Raw genomic sequence first — 18,163 nt, 5'->3', positions numbered from 1 at the left:
ACTAGAGCCACGAGAGTGACACACATACGCGTGTAGCGTCCAATTTGCTCGTCGGTAGTATTCGGTTTAATCGACTTATAAATATTTTTCGTTAAAATCGTCGCTGCCGTTAGTAATAACATCGAACATGGAACCAATGCTGTTAAGATACCAGCGGCTCCTATGACTCCAACCACCCAAGGGTCGAAGGTTGCTTTAGCGATTTTAAAGAGAGATAAATCTGTATCTGCACCTTGTAAATTTGGAATTTGTAAAAGGGCCGTGAAGCCAATGAATAAAATGAATACCAATATGATTTGGTACAGTGGCAAAATAGCTGCATTCTGTCGCAACGTTCTTTCATTTTTCGATGATAAGCTGGCACCGAAACATTGAGGCCACATATATTGCCCTAATCCGATCGTTAAACAGGTTGAAATATACCAGGATATACTTAAGCCTTCGTCAGGCATTAATAAGAACTCCGGCTTTGTCGCATCCAATGTTTCAAACATCGGCTTAATTCCGCCATAATAATGATACGGTAAATAGAAACCTAAAAATAGAATAACACCTAGAAGAAGAATGTCTTTTAGAATGGCTGTTGAGGCTGAACCGTGAATACCGGACAATGACACAAAGATCGTGACGGCAACTACTCCAATACACACAGCTAAGTTTGGTGAAATTGCACCATAGGAAGCCTCTGACACAATGATTTTAAGACCTTTTAACTGTAAAACGATATAAGGAATCATCGAAACGACCCCGACGATGGCTACTAATAACCCAAGGGGTTTACTGTCATACTTCTTTGCAAAAAAGTCCGATTGAGTAATCACTCGATGTTTTTTGGCATAACGCCAAATCGGAGGCAAAATCCAGAACGGCACAATATAACAGAAGGCGTTGAAAATATAAATGATAGGGCCTCCCATTCGGTAGGCTCCACCGCTTCCTCCCAGAAATACATAGGTTGTAAAAATTTCACCAGCCATTAACACAAACATGACGATTGAGCCAAAATTACGGCCGCCGACAGCCCATTCCTCGAGTTGTTGTCCTTTGCGGGCACGGACCCCTAAATAAAATGCAAGAAGAAATGTACCGATGAGAATGATGACCGCAATATTCATTTACTTCCCTCCTGTTTATCTAGCAGAATATTAGTAATATACAAGAATAATGAAGTTAAAACGAGCCAGGCAGTCGCCCAAAAAACAATGAAGGGTAACCCAAATATATAAGGCTCGATCCGGTTTACGACCGTGAACGCACCAATGATAGGAATTATTGCAAGGATCCAAATTAAAACTTTCACTCAGAAATTCCCCCTCACGAAAATTAGTATGAATTTTCAGACTTTATACTCTTTGCTTTTTCCGAATTCTAATAGAGTAGAGTATAGACTATTAAAAAACAAGTGATTTTAGCATCAAATTTGAAAACGCTTTACATTTTAAAAGCAAAAATATAATGGGTATTACATAAAAGGCCGCTTGAGACCTTTTATGCACTACATAATACCGTAGATGAATCTATCAGTCTATCAGCTTTTCACCTTTTGGGAATCAACGAAAGATTTTATCAGGTCTACGACACGGTTTCCTACATCAGATGTAGAAGAAGTGCCATTCATATCCGGTGTCAAAACCTCATTTTCTACCAAAAGTTGTTCGATTGCATCCAGCACGAGTTTTCCGTATGCTTCATAGCCGAAAAAGTCGAGCATTTGGCTTGCGGACCAAATAGCTGCAAGCGGATTGGCAATCTGCTGTCCAGCAATATCCGGAGCGGATCCGTGAATCGGCTCAAACATCGAAGGATAGTTTCTTTCCGGGTTGATATTCGCTCCAGCAGCGAGTCCGATCCCTCCAGCAATGGCAGCTCCCAAATCCGTTAATATATCGCCGAACAAGTTCGATGTCACAACGACTTCAAAGCGTTTTGGATCTTTAATCATCAGCATCGCCGCCGCGTCGACAAGGTAAGAAGCCGTTTTGACTTCCGGATAATCTGCGCTCACTTCTTCAAATACCTGATCCCAAAAAACCATCGAGTAATTAAGGGCGTTTGCTTTAGAAATGCTCGTCAGTGACCTGCCTTCTTTTTTCGCCGTTTCAAACGCATAACGAATGATTCGCTCGGTGCCTTTACGGGAAAAGACACCGTTTTGCATAACGACTTCGTGTTCCTGCCCTTTAAATAGCCAGTCACCTGCGCCTGAATATTCACCTTCAGTATTTTCACGAATGAATAGCATATCGATGTCCTCGCGTTTCACGTCGACAAGCGGTAAGTGCGCCCCTTTTAACAGGGTTACAGGCCGAATATTCACATACTGATCGAAGCTTTTTCGGATTTTTAACAATAGATCCCACAGAGAAATATGGTCTGGGACTCCGGGAAACCCGACTGCTCCCAAATAAATCGCATCAAACTCTTTCAGCTGCTCGATACCATCATCATCCATCATTTTTCCATTTTCCGCGTAAAATTCGCAGCCCCATGGAAAGTAAGTGAAATCAAATTGAAAACCCGAATCAAGTTCTGCCACTTTGTTTAATACTTTGATCCCTTCATTAATGACTTCAGGGCCAATGCCGTCTCCAGCGATAACTGCTATTTTATATTGCTTCACAATGATCTCCCTCGTTTTTTAGCCCTGGTTCCAAACGACCAATTTCAGTTCAGTCATTTCTTCCACAGCGTATTTTATTCCTTCACGGCCTGTCCCACTTTCTTTTACACCACCGTATGGCATTTGGTCGACACGATAGTTCGGCACGTCATTAATCATAACGCCGCCCACATGCAATTCCTGTGAAGCGAACAAAGCATTTTTCACATTGTTTGTATAAATTCCTGCCTGTAATCCAAAGCGAGAATCATTCACTTGCTCAATCGCTTCTTCAATTGAATGCACTTTGTTAACAACGACAACTGGAGCAAAGGCTTCCTGACAAGAAATTTTTAATGAATGGTCCGCATCGGTAATAATGGTTGGCTCAAGAACGCCATCCTGCAGTTTGCCGCCCGCTGCTATCGTCGCATCGCTGCCTTTCGATTCTTCGATCCAACCCAGTACACGTTCTGCTTCCCCTTTAGAGATTAAAGCTGAAATATACGTATCCGGATCAAGCGGGTCACCGATTTTCAGCTTCTTCGCCGCTTCAGTGAACTTCGCCACAAATTCTTCATATACTTCTTCATGCGCATACACACGCTGCAAGGAAATACATACTTGCCCTTGGTTAGAGAAAGCGCCCATGATGCAGCGGTCAATAATCGAATCGATGTCAATATCCTTATCAATAATTAAGGCGGCGTTTGAACCAAGTTCAAGTGTCGTCTTTTTCAAACCTGCCTTGTTCCGGATGCCGATGCCGACGCCCGGGCTGCCTGTGAATGTAACCATGCTTACGCGGTCGTCTTCGACAATCGCGTCCCCGACCGTGCCGCCGGGACCTGTTACTACATTCAAGGCACCTGCTGGAAGACCGGCTTCTTCAAAAATTTCTGCGATAAAGAGGGCAGACAGCGGAGTCTGCGATGCTGGCTTCAAGACAATCGTATTGCCAGCTGCAATTGCAGGTCCGACTTTATGCGCAACAAGGTTCATCGGGAAGTTGAATGGGGTGATCGCCCCGATGACCCCAATAGGCTCTCTTAACGTGTAACCAATTCGGCCGACGCCTCCAGTCGCTGCGTCAAACGGAATCGTTTCTCCGTGAATTCTTTTTGCCTCTTCTGCTGCAAACTTATACGTTTCAATCGTTCTTGCCACTTCCGCTTTCGCGAACATGATTGGTTTCGCTGATTCACGAGAAATGACTTCAGCTGCTTCGGCTGCTTTCTCTTTTAGAAGCGCCACCACGTTTTCTAAAATCTCCGCCCGCTGATACGCCGGCATTTTTGCCATTACTCCTCGCGCTTCGTAAGCAGCCGTAATCGCCTGTACTGTCAGATGTTTATCTGCCATCGCAATTTGAGCGATTTCTTCCCCGGAATATGGTGAATATAAAGGAGCATATTTCTCTGTTTCTACTTTTTCTCCATTAATCATCAGAAACTGCTTCGTCGATTTTACTTCATTCGCTAAATTACTCATTGAGGGCCTCCAATACCATTTCATGAAATTGTACAATTGCTTTTTCTGAAGACGAATATCTTCCCTTGTTAAATGAACGGGAGCGGAAACCGATTTGTTCTAACTCGACAAGTTCCACATCTTCCAGGCGAACTTGTTCCGCAAAAGCAACTAAGTCTTTTTCTTCTTGAGTCAAATTCTCATCACGGAAATAATAAGTATAAAGAATTAAAGTTGTTTCATGATCAATCGGCACCAATTGAATCGTCGCCATATTGCCAGGACCCGGATAAATGGTCAACATGAGGTTTGGCCATAGCCAGAAGAACGATCCGCCTTTCATTTCCGCCTGATTTAAATCGACTGTTCCATAATTTTTATCCGGTTTAACAATGGAGCCTTGTAGTGAATAATTTTCACAAGTAATGATTTGATAATCATCCATGTCAAGGGCAGCAACGAAGCTTGGATGTGCAACATGGCAGTGATCACACTCTAAATAATTGTCAATAAACGCTTTCCAGTTCGCTTTAATCACCCGTGATGTTTGGTTTGTTCTTTTTAACTCACTTAAAAACGGATATTTGCTCAAGCGATCGAAGAAATCGCCGTAAGATTCGCTAAGCGGCTTCGCGTTATCGTCCAAGTTGACAAAGATTAAAGATTCCAAGATTTCCATCCGGACTGAGCGTAAACAAGCGTCTTGTACACAAGCTGCATCTTTCCCTTTAAAGTTAGGTGCTTTGTTTAATTGCCCATCTAATTTAAATGTCCAGCCATGGTACGCACATTGTAAAATTTTCTTCTTACCTGATTCACTTTTTTCAAGCTTTGTTGCACGGTGAGGGCAGACGTTATAAAAAGCGCGAATGACTTCATCTTGGCCGCGAGTGACTATAATTGGTTCATTAGCTACTTCAGTCGTAAAGAAGGCACCTACTTTTTCTAACTGACTAACATGCCCCACAAGCTGCCAAGATTTAGAGAAAATAAGATCCATTTCTTTTTCAAGTACTTTCGGATCTGTATATTTGTCATAAGTCAATGTTCTTTCAAATGTCCGATTTGTTGCATTTTCTACTGTGTTATAAGCCATTTCCATTCTCCTCCATTAATTGATGATGATTAAATACTTGCTGGCAAGGTGCAGTGTTATTCGTGATTATTGACGTACTTTCATTGCCACCTGTCAATTTGTATATATGCAATTCGCGTGCCAAGTCCAAAAAACAGTGAGAATACACAAAAAATTTTGATTTTTAATAAAAACGCTTTCTTTTTGAGTTATAATTGACTCAATATGGACAAACTTTTGTCAAAATTAACTCATCACCTTGTGAAAAGAGAGGATCATTCTATGAAAAGTCCTGAAGCAACAGGCAATATTGAGATGACAGTACAAGAACTTTTAAAAATCCTCGATCATTCTTCCGATGAAATTTTCGTCCTCGACGGCGAAAAGCGGATTCTTTATGTGAATCAAGTTTGTGAGCGCCATTATGGGCTGAAGCCAAGTGATGTCATCGGCAAATACAATGTCGAATTATTTGAAAAAGGCTACTGGAAACCGTCGATTGTCCCGGAAGTGTATAAAAGAAAGAAACCTTGCTACTTGAGACAACAGACATATATCGGGGCTGAACTGATGACATCGGCGATTCCCATCTTAAATGACGAAGGGGAAATCGAACTCGTCGTCATCACATCAACGGAATTACAGACATATGAAATGGGAAAGGCGAGTAGGACAAATAATGAGTCAAAAGCGACTCAAACGAAAGAAGAAGCGGGCCATATCATTACAAACAGCAGGAAAATTAATCAAATCCTCGCTTTTTGCGAAAAAGTGGCACCTACCGATTCCACCATTTTAATCCAAGGTGAATCAGGAACGGGAAAAGGTGTACTCGCCCAGTATATCCACCGCATTAGTAAGAGGGAAAGCGGTCCGTTCCTGACGATAAACTGTGCAGCCATTCCGGAAGAGTTACTCGAATCAGAACTTTTCGGTTATTCCAAAGGGGCATTTACCGGAGCAAACAAAGCTGGAAAACCGGGATTGATCGAAGCTGCGAACGGCGGCACGGTTTTTCTAGATGAGATTGGGGAAATGCCGCTCGCTTTGCAGGCAAAGCTGTTACAAGTTATCCAGGATAAACAGTTCATTCCAGTTGGAAGCAGCGAAATAAAAAAAGTCGATATCCGCATCATTGCCGCAACAAACCGGGACTTAATTGAAATGGTCAATGACAAACGATTCCGGGAAGATTTATTTTACAGGCTGAATGTGATCGATATTTACCTGCCGCCGCTCCGGGAGCGCAAAGAAGATATCATTCCCCTTACGTACAACTTTTTACACCAATTCAATAAAAAATACCATGACAACAAAGTCATTTCGGAAGAATGCTTGAATCTATTAATCCATTATTCGTGGCCGGGAAATGTACGCCAGCTCGAAAACTTGATTGAGCGGTTAGTCGTCATTAGCGACTCAATCATCCAGGTGTCCGACTTGCCGGATATGATCACCGACAACGTTGAACAAGTCACCCAACTTGCTCTTCCCACTTCACTCGATAAAGCGGTTGACGAAACAAAGCGGTTTTTAATTAGAAGGGCTTACCAAACTCATAAATCGTCCAGGAAAGTTGCAATAGACCTCGATATCAGCCAGACGAAAGCCTCGAAACTAATCCGGGAGTATTGCGAGGATTTGATGAATAACTAATCATCTTGGATAAAAGAAGAAATGCATAAAAATGCCCTGGGAGAGGTTATTCTCACCAGGGCTTTTTGGATTTATAAAACTATTAATTAAAAACTCTTTCTCCGACTTAGGCAGTTACAGCTGAAAAACTCTTTGCGACCTCAGCCACTTTTGCAAGACCTTCGGCAATAATTGTCTCTGCCTTGTCTGGCGCTGCATTATGACCTTCGATAATTACTTCATTGACGATTTGCATTCCGAATAAGCCGCCTACCATATTTTTAATATACGTAGCTGCCATCTCCATTGGAGCTGCCTCAGGTGTAGAGTAAATACCGCCACGTGCAGTTAGGATGACAGCCTTTTTGTCAGACATCAAGCCGACTACTCCAGCTTCAGTGTATTTGAAAGTGAAACCTGCCCCAGCTACATAATCAAAGAATGTATGCAATTTTGCAGGAATGGTTAAGTTCCAAAGTGGGAACGCAAATACCACTACGTCTGCAGCAGATAAAGCATCCATTGCTTTTTGTTTAGCTGCTAAAATACGCTGTTCAACATCTGTCATCTCTTCGCCTGATTGTAATTTACCAAACGCATTGAATAAATCTTGACCAAAGTAAGGCATATCCTCTGCAAAAACATCGTAAGTGGTTACATTAACGCCTTCTAAGTTCTCCATGAAAGTTTCATACATTTTACTAGAAACAGCTTCAGAAGCTGGACGATTGTTTGCTTTAACTACTAATATGTTCATCTATTATTATCTCCTTTTACGATATCTTTTAATTTAATATCTCGGATTAATAATAAATAAATTAAAAGCTTTCGTCAAACGAAATGCACTGGCAATGGAGGAAAATTTGGCCATGGACCTTAACAATGAAAAAACGCAAAGACATTTTGTTTTATTAAAAGTCGAGATATTTCTTAAATTCCTTAACACCATTGAATTTTTATTTAATGTCAGACATTATAAGGAATAAATTAAAAAGGATAGATGGGCAGGAATAATTTATCCTCCATTTATCCTTTTTGTACAACAAATGAACTCATTTACAACAACAAAAATTATCCTATTGTTGTTGTACTAAAGCACCCGTTACTTTAAGTAGAATGTTTCACAATGTTTTACACTACAATGGTTTTGGTGCATTAATTTGTTCGTCTAAATTTAATTCTAGCAATTGACCAGCATGGACCAAACCAGAACCAAAACCGTACAAAAGAACTTGGTCTCCATTTTTAACTTTTCCCTCACGAATTCCAAGGTCAAGTGCTAAAGGAATTGTTGCAGCAGAAGTATTTCCAAAGTTCACCAAGCTATAAAGAGTTTTTTCCATTGGGAATCCTAATTTTTCGCAAATCGGTTCGATTAGCCGTAAGTTAGCACTATGAGGGATAAACCAATCAACTTGTTCTAAACTCGTTTGCGTTTTTTCTAAAATTTGTTTTACACTTTCAGGAACATTTCTTACAACCCATCGAAAAACTTCCCTACCGTTTTGTACCAGATATTGAGTGTCGACTAACTCAATCCCATTGACTTTTTTAGATAGACCAGGACGGTATACATGTTGTGCTCCACTTCCGTCACTTCCCAAATGGAATCCGATAAAACTTTTCGATTGTTCGTCCCTTTCAACCAATACTGCACCAGCACCATCACCAAATAAAATACATGTACTTCTATCGGCATAATCCGTAATTTTAGAGATTGTATCTGCCCCAATAACAAGTACCTTTTTGTGGAGTCCAGAAGCAATAAAGGTATGAGCTGTATGCAATGCATAAACAAATCCTGCACAAGCCGCACTTAAATCGATGGCACCTGTTTGAGCAATATTTAAACGGTCTTGTACGATACTTGAAACAGATGGAAATGGAAAATCTGGGGTACTTGTTGCAACGATAATCATATCTACATCTTCGACATTTTTATCATACCTATGCATTAAGTCTTTTACGGCAGCCTCGCATAAATCACTTGTAAATTCATTAGGACCGCTAATTCTGCGTTCATGAATTCCTGTTCTTTGGATAATCCAATCATTATTTGTTTCAACCATTTGCTCGAGCTCAAAATTTGTTAACTTTTTTTTAGGTACATATGTACCAATAGCAGTTATTCTCGTTCCTATCATAAAACCACCCCATATATTTTATTATAAGTTGGTATTAGTACCTAGTGCTAATTATAACGATTTATATTATTAAAAATCAATTTAAATTCTTTTTTTCATAACAAAAAAAGGTTACTCATTTTTGAAGTAACCTGCTCCATTAGCACAACAAAAAAAAGAGATCGCCGCAGCGGTCCCTTCTTTAACTCTTGCACCCGTTAGCTCAAGAAGAAAATAATTATTTTTTGGAAAAAATCTTTTTTTAAATTACAGAAGCAATAATTAATGCAATAAAACCAAGTAATTAGAAAAGACCGTCAAAATGGTCTTACCCCTGTCAAGTAGACAACATAAAAAAGCTAAGCTGCCAACGCGTGTCGATATTCAATCGGCGCGCGTTTATTTAGTTTCTTTTGAATACGTTTGTAATTATAGTGATAAATGTAATCTTCAATCGCTTGTCGGATCTCAATTTCTGAATTACACTGTATTATATACAACTTCTCTGTTTTGAGATGTGAGAAGAAGGATTCAACGCAAGCATTATCTAAGCAGTTTCCTTTGCGAGAGTGGCTGCCCTTAATGCTGTATTCTTCTAATCGATTGTTGTATACCTTAGACGTATACTGAAAGCCTTGATCCGAATGGAGAACGGCTTCAGCTACGTCTTTTTTCTTTGCCCATTTTTCCACTGTATTTAAAACAAGTTCAAGATCGTTTCGCTTCGATAATTCCCAACCTACAATTTCATTATTAAATAGATCCTGAATTACGGATAGGTAATAAAATTGTTTTCCATCTGAGACATAAGTGATATCCGTAACCATTTTTTGATTAGGTCCTGATGCCTTAAATTTTCTCTTAAGTCGATTTGGCTGTATCACGGAAGGCGTATGTCCATGACGTTTTCTTTTCTTTCGAATGACTGATTGGATGTTCATTTCTTTCATCAATCTGTACACTTTTTTATGATTAATATTAAAATCATTTTCATTTAGAAAATGGGTCATACGGGGACATCCGTATTCTGGGTGTAGAAAATGAACCCCCATCATGTGTTCGCTGATATCCTGATCCTGCTTAGCTTTTTCGTCTCGTTGAGATTGAGTGTTTCTCCATTTATAATAGCTAGATCGCTTTACATAAGCGATTTCTAATAACCAAGTGATTGGATGGGTCGCCCGTAATCCTTCTATGATTTCATATTTGATTTTCTGGGGGATATCTCCTCCTTCACTAGATTTGGATACTGCTTTTTTAAATAATCAACCTGAGCTTTTAAATAATCTCTTTCCTCTTCTACTGACTTAAATTTTGTACGTGGTCGCCCTTTTAATGGATTAACTCCTTCACTTCGTTCATCAAATACTTGCCCATTTTTCCATTTCCTCACCCAAACTTTGAGTTGAGTACAGTTTAGAATTCCTAACTCATCCGCCATTACTTTATAACTTTTTGATCCATTAACATATTTCATTACAGCATTTAATTTAAATTCATTTGTATAACTTTGAAATTGTTGTCCTTTTGTAGCCATAAAAAAATCCCCTCCAAGTAATAGTGTACCACCCTTGCAATATACACGGGTTTTTTACACTGTCTACTTAAAGGGGATAATATCAAAAAGTCGGTTTTTTCTTGATTAAACATAATCGGCAAAATGTTTACTCCTAATACAAAATTGTGAAGGCATGAACTCTCTTGATTTGCGCCCGGTACTAGAAAAAACAGGATAGCAAGGGACACGCCCCGCCATCCTGTTTCTTTATTCATTCTAATCCTGCTGCCCCTAAAGCGGGATTCAGCTTTCTATTTTTTCCTTTATCTCTTAATGTTTTGACTGGTCATGAGCCACTGCCACGGCTGTTGACACATTTCTGGCGTTGCCGGCCTTATCGGTGATCGTATACTTAATCGTGTATATGCGTCCCGTTCCGCCACCTGACCGCTCCGCCCGTAAATCGAACTCGAAGTCCGCCGTACCATATGCGGCATTTTGAATATCCTGTGCCGAACGACCGTCTCCAGACCCGTCAGGAAGCTCATTGCTCGTGATCGACGTCAGTTCGATTGACTGAATACCGGATAGTTCGTCTTTCCATTCCGGCGTCACTTTAATCGTCACCATTTTATGGTTCGGCGGCCAAAGCGATCCTTGATTCAGCTTGAGCGTCAGCTCCGGCGCCGTTTTATCGATTTTGATTTGAAGTGTCTTCGCATCCTCCGTGTTGCCTGCGTTGTCTGTGCTGCGGTACTCGATGGTGTGGACGCCTTCCTTCGACAGTTGGAGCGGTGTCCTATACGGAAGCCACTGGCTGCCGTCTATCCGGTACTCTGTTTTGTCCAAGCCTGACTGCTCATCCGCTGCCGAAAGCTCCACTGTGACATCCTCCGTATACCAGCCGTTCGCCCCGTCCGGTTGGCCCGGCGTCACGCTTGCGGCTGTCACTGGTTTTGTTTTATCCAGCCTCACTGTCACAGACTCGCTTTCTTCCGCGTTTCCGGCTCTGTCGATGCTCCGGTATTCCACCGTATGGGTACCATCAGTGTTCACCGCAATCGGAGTTTCGTAGACTTGCCAATCTCCCTCATTCATCCGGTACTGTATCTTGTCAATGCCTGAACCTTGGTCTGTCGCCGAAAGGATGACGCTTGCATCTGTTTTGCGCCAAGTGTTCGGTGATAGTGGCGTCACTTCAGCCGTTGTCACCGGCTTAGTATTGTCCAGCTTCAGGGATACGGACTTTCTTTCCTCTACATTGCCCGCTTTGTCTGTACTGCGGTACTCGATATTGTAAAAGCCGTTATCATTAATCGCAATCGGTCCGTTATACACCTGCCATGCTCCTTGATTCATACGNNCATACGATATTCTGTCTTCTCCACTCCCGAACCCAGGTCTGCAGCTGTCAGGGTGATACTCGCATCTGTCGTATACCAGCCGTTATTTCCATTCGGTGCAGACGGTGTCACTTGCGCTGTTGTGACAGGTGGCTCCTGATCGGCCGGCTGCTGGTCATTTTGGTATAAATCAGAAATTTCCTGTTGGCTGAGCGGATAGTTGTAGAGTCTGAAATTGTCCATCATTCCGCGGAAATACTCCGTTTTCCCTGGCGGGTCATAGCCGATCAGCAGCTGGCTGTTCGAATTCTGGAACACGCCGGTCCATTGTTTAGTCTCCATCAACTTGTCGTTCACATAATACTTAATCGTCGTGCCGTCCCAAGTCACTGTGAGCAAATACCATTCCTTCATCTTCGTTAATGCTGTTGAGGCCAGATTATGGTCCGTCGCGTCGAATCCATCTGTGAAGCGGACTGCCGGCGAAATGCCATAAGAATCATGCACCAGCGCATACCCCTCATAATTGGACGTTTCGCCCTTGGAAAGCACCGGCGCCCAGCCGCCAGCCCCCGCATCTTCTTTGTACAGCCACATGGACCACGACAGGGAGGTGGAGAAATCCAAGGAATCCGCATCCTTCACATTGATGCCGCTTTTCCCGTCGAACTTAGCCGCCTTCCCTCTTAGGCCGTCCGCGAACGACATCGTGCCCGTCGGAGTGCCGTTGTTGTTATAGCCGGAATAGTCCTTGAAGTCGCCGTCGAATGTGTAGTAGGCGACAATTTTCTGTTCGCGGTCAGCCCGGATGATAATGTCGCGGCTGTCCGTACCTGTACCGCCGTCATCATCCATCACTGTCAGAACAGCAGTATATTTCTTATCAGGCGCATCCATGGATAAAGCCGGATACGTATGGCTCGCGTTGCAAACGTCCGAAGTCGTTCCGTCGCCGAAATCCCAGCGGCATGTTTTACCGTCTGCGCCCGCCTGGGTCAGTGATAGAAGGCAAGAAATCCACCTTTTGACCGGAGCGAGCCACCTTATCTAAACCCGCATCCACGGTCGGCGCGACGTTCGTCGGTGCGATCGTTTTCTTTCCTTGATATTTCTTCCCGTTCTGATCCACGGTTTCAAGCATAACCGTGTATGCTTCATTATCCTTGAAACTATGCGTAAGCGGCTGATCGTTCGGCACAGCCGCGGAAGAACCGTCGCCGAAATTCCATGTGCGGGATTTCAGCTGTCCGTTATCCGCCCCGATGGAAGTGTTATAGAACGTCACCGTTTCGCCCTCTTTCGGATTCTTCGGCGCATATTCAAAGTCCACCGCTTGGATGGTTTGCTGCATCGTATATGTGTCGGTGTTCCCGGCCGCATCAGTCGCCTTCAGCATGACCGTATAGGTGCCTGAATCCGGGAACGTATGGGTCGGGTTCTTCTCCGTGCTGACAGGGCTATTGTCACCGAAGTTCCATTCCCATAACACAATATCATCTTCCGGCTCGGTTGACAGGTTTTCAAAAGTCACCGTAGACACGCTGATTTGCGGCGTTTTCACCCGGAACTGCTGCGTGGAGATAACATCTCCCCCGCCCTGTGCGTTCAGCGGCCGGTACATCACATACTTCGCCAAAACCGGCTTCGGCAGCTTGAACTCCTGCACATTGCCGTTATTGGCGGCCGTTGCCTTCAGCACTGTTGTGAACGCGGCATCATCCAATGTCGTCGAGGAAACCGCTACCTCAAAATCCTTGACCCGTTGATTGTCATACATAGGGCGCGGCTGAACCTGCACACGATCAATCAAATATGTGCCGCTGCCCTCCAAGCTGATTTTGACCCATTGGTTATCCTTCCGGCTCGTCGCCCACGGAAACCCGGACTCATTTCCCAAGGCCAATAACTGCTCCGGTATGTGACGTCCGTCATATGAACTTGATGCTGCCTCGATTTTCGCTCCCTGCAAATTGAAGGAAACAACCTTCCCTAAACCGCCGGCATTGAAGAAGACATTCGGCGCGAAATCATCATCAGATGTGTTCGGATTGCAGTCATCATCCTTGCCGTTTCCGCGTTTTTCCGCCGCACCCGGGTTCACGCCAGGATCCTTAGGACGGCAATCAGCATTATTTCTCCATCCGTCGCCGTCATCATCCGGCATGAGGACAGATACCGGCCAGCTTACTGCTTCGTAGCTTTCCTTGGCGGAATCCGTCACGATCGCTTCCACAATATGCTTTCCGACCTTATCATCGGAAGGCGTATACGCATAAGCACTTCCGGAGCCCGCATGCACTCGGTCCACATACCAATCGACTTGGACGGCATCGCCTTCCGGATCCCCCGCTTCAATCGCGAAGTTCTTCGTTTCGCCCGTAATCACTTCTGTTTCCGCCCTATCCGGCACCATATTGGTAATCATCGGACCTTTGTCGCTGTTCTCGATGAACACAGTCGCGTAACCGATGTTGGACCATCCGTCCGCATTTGTGACCTTCAAGCCTGCCAGCTTATTGGCATTCAAATCGTATTTATAGGTTGGCTTCGGTCCAGTCGCGTCATCGAACGCGCCGTCGCCGTCCAAATCCCATTCATAGCTGACAATGCCGCTCGGGCTTGCCGATGCCGAGCCGTCAAACGAAATCACACTTCCCTCTTGCCCCGCATACGGGCCGCCCGCATTAACAATCGGGGCTTTATCATGCACATTCGGCATCGCGGTCAAATAGCTGATCCAATCTTCCTCCATGTTCACCTCCAGTTCCCCGAAGGCTGCGATCAACGCGTCATTCGTGCTGTGCAACGCATCAAGCTGATTCAGCATGGCTGCCTTGCTTAATGAACCGCTTTGCTCAAGGAACTCCTTCTTCATGTCATCGATTTGGACATCTGTATAGCCTAAGTTCTTCAGATTGCGCACAAGTTCCGGCGAAAGCCCTTGAGACGCGGCTTCATTGCGGAATGCCTGCAGGTCCGCCACCGTTTGATCGAGCGGACGCGGATCGGCCTCTACCACCTGCTTCGCAATCGCAATAGACGTGTTGGTGCGCCTGATCTGTTCCTTCAGCTGAGCCGCATACTGCTTCACAGCCCGCGCATGGATCAACGCCCAATCGCCGTCCTTCGCGATCGCACTTCCTTGATACTTTTCAATCGATGTCAAGAACGCCCGCAAGAGCGGCCCCTCATTCCCGAGCTCATTGCCGATGCCGACAGCGGCGATAGTTTCCGGATCGTTGCTTTCTGTCGTTATCACATCACGCGTATCCAGCGGCGTGAGCTTCTGGAAATTCGGATTCGGCGGATCGGCCGCAATCCCTTTATAGTGGGAAGCTGTCGCCAAGATCTGCTTCAGCACGAGCTGCTTTGGATTCACGCCGGTCGCCCATTCCACTCCCTTTGTCAGCCCTGTAAAGAATCCGTCAATTAGCGCTCCGTTCTGTACATCCCAAGAGGTGACCACACCCGGAAGCGGCTTCCCGCCTATTTTGGGACAAACCAACGTCAAACTGAAGCTTGTGCTGACGGAAATGGCCGTTTCCTTCAAGCCGCCGCACTGCCACACCTTACCGAGCGTCCCAAGCTTCGATTGAAGCGCGAAAAAATCTCGGTATGTATCATGTAAGTCCTGCCACTCCGCCTCCGCATCGGCTGCCTTTTGCTTCGCTTTCGCGATGGCCGGATCCGCCATGATGTTCGGAATATCCGCCGGGAACACCACCTCAAAGGCATCCGGGAACACCTTATCCTCCGGCGATACTGTCCCGTCTTGGCATTCATCGTATACGACTGTATATTTTCCTGGCCCGATCTTGCCGCCCGGAGCTGTGTACCCGATCACCTCCGATATGAAAAGACCGCCATGCACCCCTTGTACCGTGTTGGGCGAACCCGACACATCCGTCAGCTTTTCACCTGGAGCGCCTTTTCCACTCGGCACCACATAAATATCGGCATACGGCTCAACGAAGTCATCAGCTCCGCCTTGCCCGCAGCCCTTCAAAAACCGAATTTGCCCGGTATGAATCCGTATTTCCTGATTCGGACCGAACGACGCAAACGTTTTTCCGTCTTCACTCCACATCAAGAACTGATCCCCCTCAGCAAGCACCTTCGGCAAGGATGTCCCCCCCAATAGGTACATCAGCACAAACTGAAGAATGAACAACACCTTCATGACCCTGACCAAACGCATCTTCCTCATTCCCTTTCTCATCAGCTGCCCCCTCTAGCAATCTCCCATGACTATAGAAAAATATCTTAATAGTCTGTCAATTACATATCAGATTGTATCATATCTGTATTCCCAGATGGTAGGTAATTTTTCCATAAAGACCCAATACCAGCGTAGCTGACATTGTGAAGGATTGTACTTAAACTATCTGCTCCGTTAGTTGAAGAAGGAATTATATATTAGTTGCTTTTAAAGAGAATTACTTGATCTTTAGGAGCCACTAAATTGGCAAAAACTCGGTAACCGTACTTATTGTATTCTTTGATAAAGCTTCTTAAAGCACCTACAACTAATTGATTCATACTACGAGCTTGTTCCTTATTGTTTCTTCGTGTTTTCCTAGGAGTTCAGAGACCTCTTTTACTGTGTATTCTTTCAAATTTACACCTCCAACAGAATGTATGTTTTGAGAATATTCATTCCCATTAATACCACAACTGGATTGTTGTGGTGGTAAATGAGGTCATTTAGAGGTCTAGTAAACTAAAAAAGTACACCACTTTATATAAGTGATGTACTTCATTTTTATATAATGTATGACATTAAAGACAATCCATTGTAATCACAATAATAATATACAATCACTTGTCTTTTATATTACAGAGTATCCCTGCGTTTCTTACTGAGTCAACCTATTTAATAGTAAGGTGCACTATATGTTCCATCGCCAGCTCTTCTGTAAGCAATAGTTCCTCCAATGCTTGCAATGCCTCATTTTCATCATGACCATTCGCACTTATTTTTATTTCAGCACCCAAGCCAATTCCTAGAGACATAACACCCATAATCGATTTTAGATTTATTGATTTACCTTTATATTCGAGATTAATAGCAGAATCAAATTTACTCGCTTCATGAACTAAAATGCTTGCTGGTCGAGCATGTAATCCTTGTTCTGCTATGATCTTGTAGTGTTTTTCGTCCACCTAACTACAATCCCTTCATCTTATATAGAAAGACTTCTTGCTAAATGATAATCCGCCATATCAATTGTATGTTTTTCTAACTCTACTATTTCTCCTGACAAAATAATCAATTCACCTAAAGAATTATTGGATTTAATCGATAGCTATCTTTAACCTATTATTTACGATTTTTATAGTGCCCCAAGTGAATGTTGAGATTCGTTCGCGATATTGTTCATGATAGTTTAAAATATAAATAGTTTCTAAAATTTCCTATAGACTGAGGGATGGAATTGATAAGAAAAGAAAATCCAAGCATGTTAAATCTGTTGAGAATTCCAAGTGGAGAAGATCTCATTATTGGAAGAATGTATATGACGGAAGGGGAAGGCCCACATGCCACGGTTGTACTGTTGCATGGTTTTCCTGGGGTTATGATGAATCTTGATACGGCTTCCGAGCTTCAACGGCAAGGCTGGAATGTCCTGGTTATTAATTATCGCGGCGCGTGGGGAAGTCAAGGCAGCTTTTCATTTCCCCATTCGTTAGAAGATGTTCGTGCAGCGCTTCAGTACATCAAACAAAAGGACATTGCCAAGGAAAATAGAATTGATGTCGAGCGAATTGCGCTAGTGGGACACAGTTTTGGCGGCTTTTTAGCACTGAAGGCAGCCTCTTTAGAGCCATCGATTAAAGCTGTTGCTTCCCTTTCAGGAGCCAACTTTGGTTTATTTGTACAAATGCTCGAGCAAGACCCCTCCTTTGAGGCTCAAATAAGGGAAGTTTTACAGCAGGGTATCTTTTTCCTGAATGGTGCTTCTGTAGAGTCGATTATGGAAGAAGTCCGTTTCCATCAACATGATTGGAATACCTTTTTACTCTCCCCTCTACTAAAGGAGCGAAAGCTTCTCTTAACTGCGGCTGTTTTTGATGAGGAACTACCAAAATTATATTTTCATGACCCACTCGTGAATATCCTTGAAAAAGATGGCGCGAAACATCTTCAATGTGAAGTTTTTGAAACAGACCATAACTATACCGATAAACGCAAAGAAATCGCACTCACACTTCACAAATGGTTAAACGAGGTCCTATCTTAATAACGTATCTCTAAAAAGGCGATTCCAAATGGGAGCGTCTTTTTAGAGCTTTTAAGAACAAATGGGTCCCATTCTGAGCAATGCAATTCACCCCAAATTCGTTTAAAACTGCAAAAATCCTCTCCAAAAATGAAATTTGCTCGCAAAAATACCCTCTTATCGATTAAGTCCATATAAT

The 18,163-nt window shown here is 43.4% G+C and carries 16 protein-coding genes; 2 read left to right on the top strand and 14 right to left on the bottom strand.

What is annotated here, in order from left to right; all coding sequences use genetic code 11:
* The 5 genes from V7659_RS00930 to V7659_RS00910 form a co-directional block, all read right to left on the bottom strand.
* Window positions 1–1,115 (bottom strand): sodium:solute symporter family protein (locus V7659_RS00930; RefSeq protein ID WP_335537512.1); only part of this gene is annotated, 1,115 nt, incomplete at its 3' end.
* The gene (locus V7659_RS00925; RefSeq protein WP_335537511.1) at window positions 1,112–1,300 is read right to left on the bottom strand and encodes a DUF3311 domain-containing protein; all 189 of its coding nucleotides are present in this window, start codon (window positions 1,298–1,300) and stop codon (window positions 1,112–1,114) included. The genes V7659_RS00925 and V7659_RS00930, both read right to left, overlap by 4 nt.
* 228 nt (window positions 1,301–1,528) lie before the next feature.
* Window positions 1,529–2,620, bottom strand: a complete 1,092-nt coding sequence (locus tag V7659_RS00920) for a tartrate dehydrogenase (RefSeq protein WP_335537510.1) — start codon at window positions 2,618–2,620, stop codon at window positions 1,529–1,531.
* Window positions 2,621–2,638: 18 nt separating this feature from the next.
* On the bottom strand, window positions 2,639–4,090 hold the full coding sequence (locus V7659_RS00915; protein ID WP_335537509.1) for an aldehyde dehydrogenase family protein: 1,452 nt from the start codon (window positions 4,088–4,090) through the stop codon (window positions 2,639–2,641).
* Window positions 4,083–5,165: an aromatic ring-hydroxylating oxygenase subunit alpha gene (locus tag V7659_RS00910; RefSeq protein WP_335537508.1), complete on the bottom strand. Its 1,083-nt coding sequence runs from the start codon at window positions 5,163–5,165 to the stop codon at window positions 4,083–4,085. The genes V7659_RS00915 and V7659_RS00910 overlap by 8 nt, the downstream gene beginning before the upstream one ends.
* A 261-nt stretch (window positions 5,166–5,426) precedes the next feature.
* Here V7659_RS00910 and V7659_RS00905 point away from each other — a divergent pair, with 261 nt between their 5' ends.
* Window positions 5,427–6,800, top strand: a complete 1,374-nt coding sequence (locus tag V7659_RS00905; RefSeq protein WP_335537507.1) for a sigma-54 interaction domain-containing protein — start codon at window positions 5,427–5,429, stop codon at window positions 6,798–6,800.
* Window positions 6,801–6,906: 106 nt separating this feature from the next.
* Here V7659_RS00905 and V7659_RS00900 read toward each other — a convergent pair whose 3' ends face one another.
* The 8 genes from V7659_RS00900 to V7659_RS00865 all read right to left on the bottom strand — a co-directional run bounded on the left by V7659_RS00900 (window position 6,907) and on the right by V7659_RS00865 (window position 16,906).
* Window positions 6,907–7,536, bottom strand: coding sequence for an FMN-dependent NADH-azoreductase (locus V7659_RS00900; protein WP_335537506.1), 630 nt, complete (start codon window positions 7,534–7,536; stop codon window positions 6,907–6,909).
* A gap of 379 nt (window positions 7,537–7,915) precedes the next feature.
* Window positions 7,916–8,923 carry a ketoacyl-ACP synthase III gene (locus V7659_RS00895; RefSeq protein WP_335537505.1) on the bottom strand — a complete coding sequence of 336 codons (1,008 nt, stop codon included), beginning with the start codon at window positions 8,921–8,923 and terminating at the stop codon, window positions 7,916–7,918.
* 338 nt (window positions 8,924–9,261) lie between these two features.
* Window positions 9,262–10,098 carry an IS3 family transposase gene (locus V7659_RS00890; RefSeq protein WP_335453155.1) on the bottom strand — a complete coding sequence of 279 codons (837 nt, stop codon included), beginning with the start codon at window positions 10,096–10,098 and terminating at the stop codon, window positions 9,262–9,264.
* Entirely contained in the window at window positions 10,095–10,439 is a 345-nt protein-coding gene (locus V7659_RS00885) for a transposase (RefSeq protein WP_335537504.1), read from the bottom strand. Before V7659_RS00885 ends, V7659_RS00890 begins: the two co-directional genes overlap by 4 nt.
* A 291-nt stretch (window positions 10,440–10,730) precedes the next feature.
* Complete coding sequence (locus tag V7659_RS00880) at window positions 10,731–11,738, bottom strand: OmpL47-type beta-barrel domain-containing protein (protein WP_335537503.1); 1,008 nt, start codon at window positions 11,736–11,738, stop codon at window positions 10,731–10,733.
* Between the two features lie 17 nt (window positions 11,739–11,755).
* Window positions 11,756–12,742, bottom strand: coding sequence for a LamG-like jellyroll fold domain-containing protein (locus tag V7659_RS00875; protein ID WP_335537513.1), 987 nt, complete (start codon window positions 12,740–12,742; stop codon window positions 11,756–11,758).
* Window positions 12,717–15,962, bottom strand: coding sequence for a PKD domain-containing protein (locus V7659_RS00870; protein ID WP_335537502.1), 3,246 nt, complete (start codon window positions 15,960–15,962; stop codon window positions 12,717–12,719). The genes V7659_RS00875 and V7659_RS00870 overlap by 26 nt, the downstream gene beginning before the upstream one ends.
* A 650-nt stretch (window positions 15,963–16,612) precedes the next feature.
* Entirely contained in the window at window positions 16,613–16,906 is a 294-nt protein-coding gene (locus V7659_RS00865) for a phosphocarrier protein HPr (protein WP_335537501.1), read from the bottom strand.
* 272 nt (window positions 16,907–17,178) lie between these two features.
* Here V7659_RS00865 and V7659_RS00860 point away from each other — a divergent pair, with 272 nt between their 5' ends.
* Complete coding sequence (locus V7659_RS00860) at window positions 17,179–17,985, top strand: alpha/beta hydrolase family protein (protein WP_335537500.1); 807 nt, start codon at window positions 17,179–17,181, stop codon at window positions 17,983–17,985.
* Here V7659_RS00860 and V7659_RS00855 read toward each other — a convergent pair.
* Window positions 17,982–18,163: hypothetical protein (locus V7659_RS00855; RefSeq protein WP_335537499.1), on the bottom strand; the 182-nt coding region annotated here is incomplete at its 5' end. The genes V7659_RS00860 and V7659_RS00855 overlap by 4 nt on opposite strands.

The organism is Neobacillus drentensis (assembly GCF_036966985.1).
GTDB lineage: Bacteria > Bacillota > Bacilli > Bacillales > Cytobacillaceae > Neobacillus > Neobacillus drentensis_E.
The sequence above is the reverse complement of the archived record's forward strand: the minus strand, read 5'-3'. Positions and strand labels throughout refer to the sequence as shown.

Bases quoted from the DNA above. Each gene is read 5' to 3' on its own strand.
- V7659_RS00915 (WP_335537509.1), bottom strand. From the start codon at position 4,090: ATGAGTAATTTAGCGAATGAAGTAAAATCGACGAAGCAGTTTCTGATG.
- V7659_RS00910 (WP_335537508.1), bottom strand. From the start codon at position 5,165: ATGGCTTATAACACAGTAGAAAATGCAACAAATCGGACATTTGAAAGA.
- V7659_RS00905 (WP_335537507.1), top strand. From the start codon at position 5,427: ATGAAAAGTCCTGAAGCAACAGGCAATATTGAGATGACAGTACAAGAA.
- V7659_RS00900 (WP_335537506.1), bottom strand. From the start codon at position 7,536: ATGAACATATTAGTAGTTAAAGCAAACAATCGTCCAGCTTCTGAAGCT.
- V7659_RS00895 (WP_335537505.1), bottom strand. From the start codon at position 8,923: ATGATAGGAACGAGAATAACTGCTATTGGTACATATGTACCTAAAAAA.
- V7659_RS00885 (WP_335537504.1), bottom strand. From the start codon at position 10,439: ATGGCTACAAAAGGACAACAATTTCAAAGTTATACAAATGAATTTAAA.
- V7659_RS00870 (WP_335537502.1), bottom strand. From the start codon at position 15,962: ATGAGAAAGGGAATGAGGAAGATGCGTTTGGTCAGGGTCATGAAGGTG.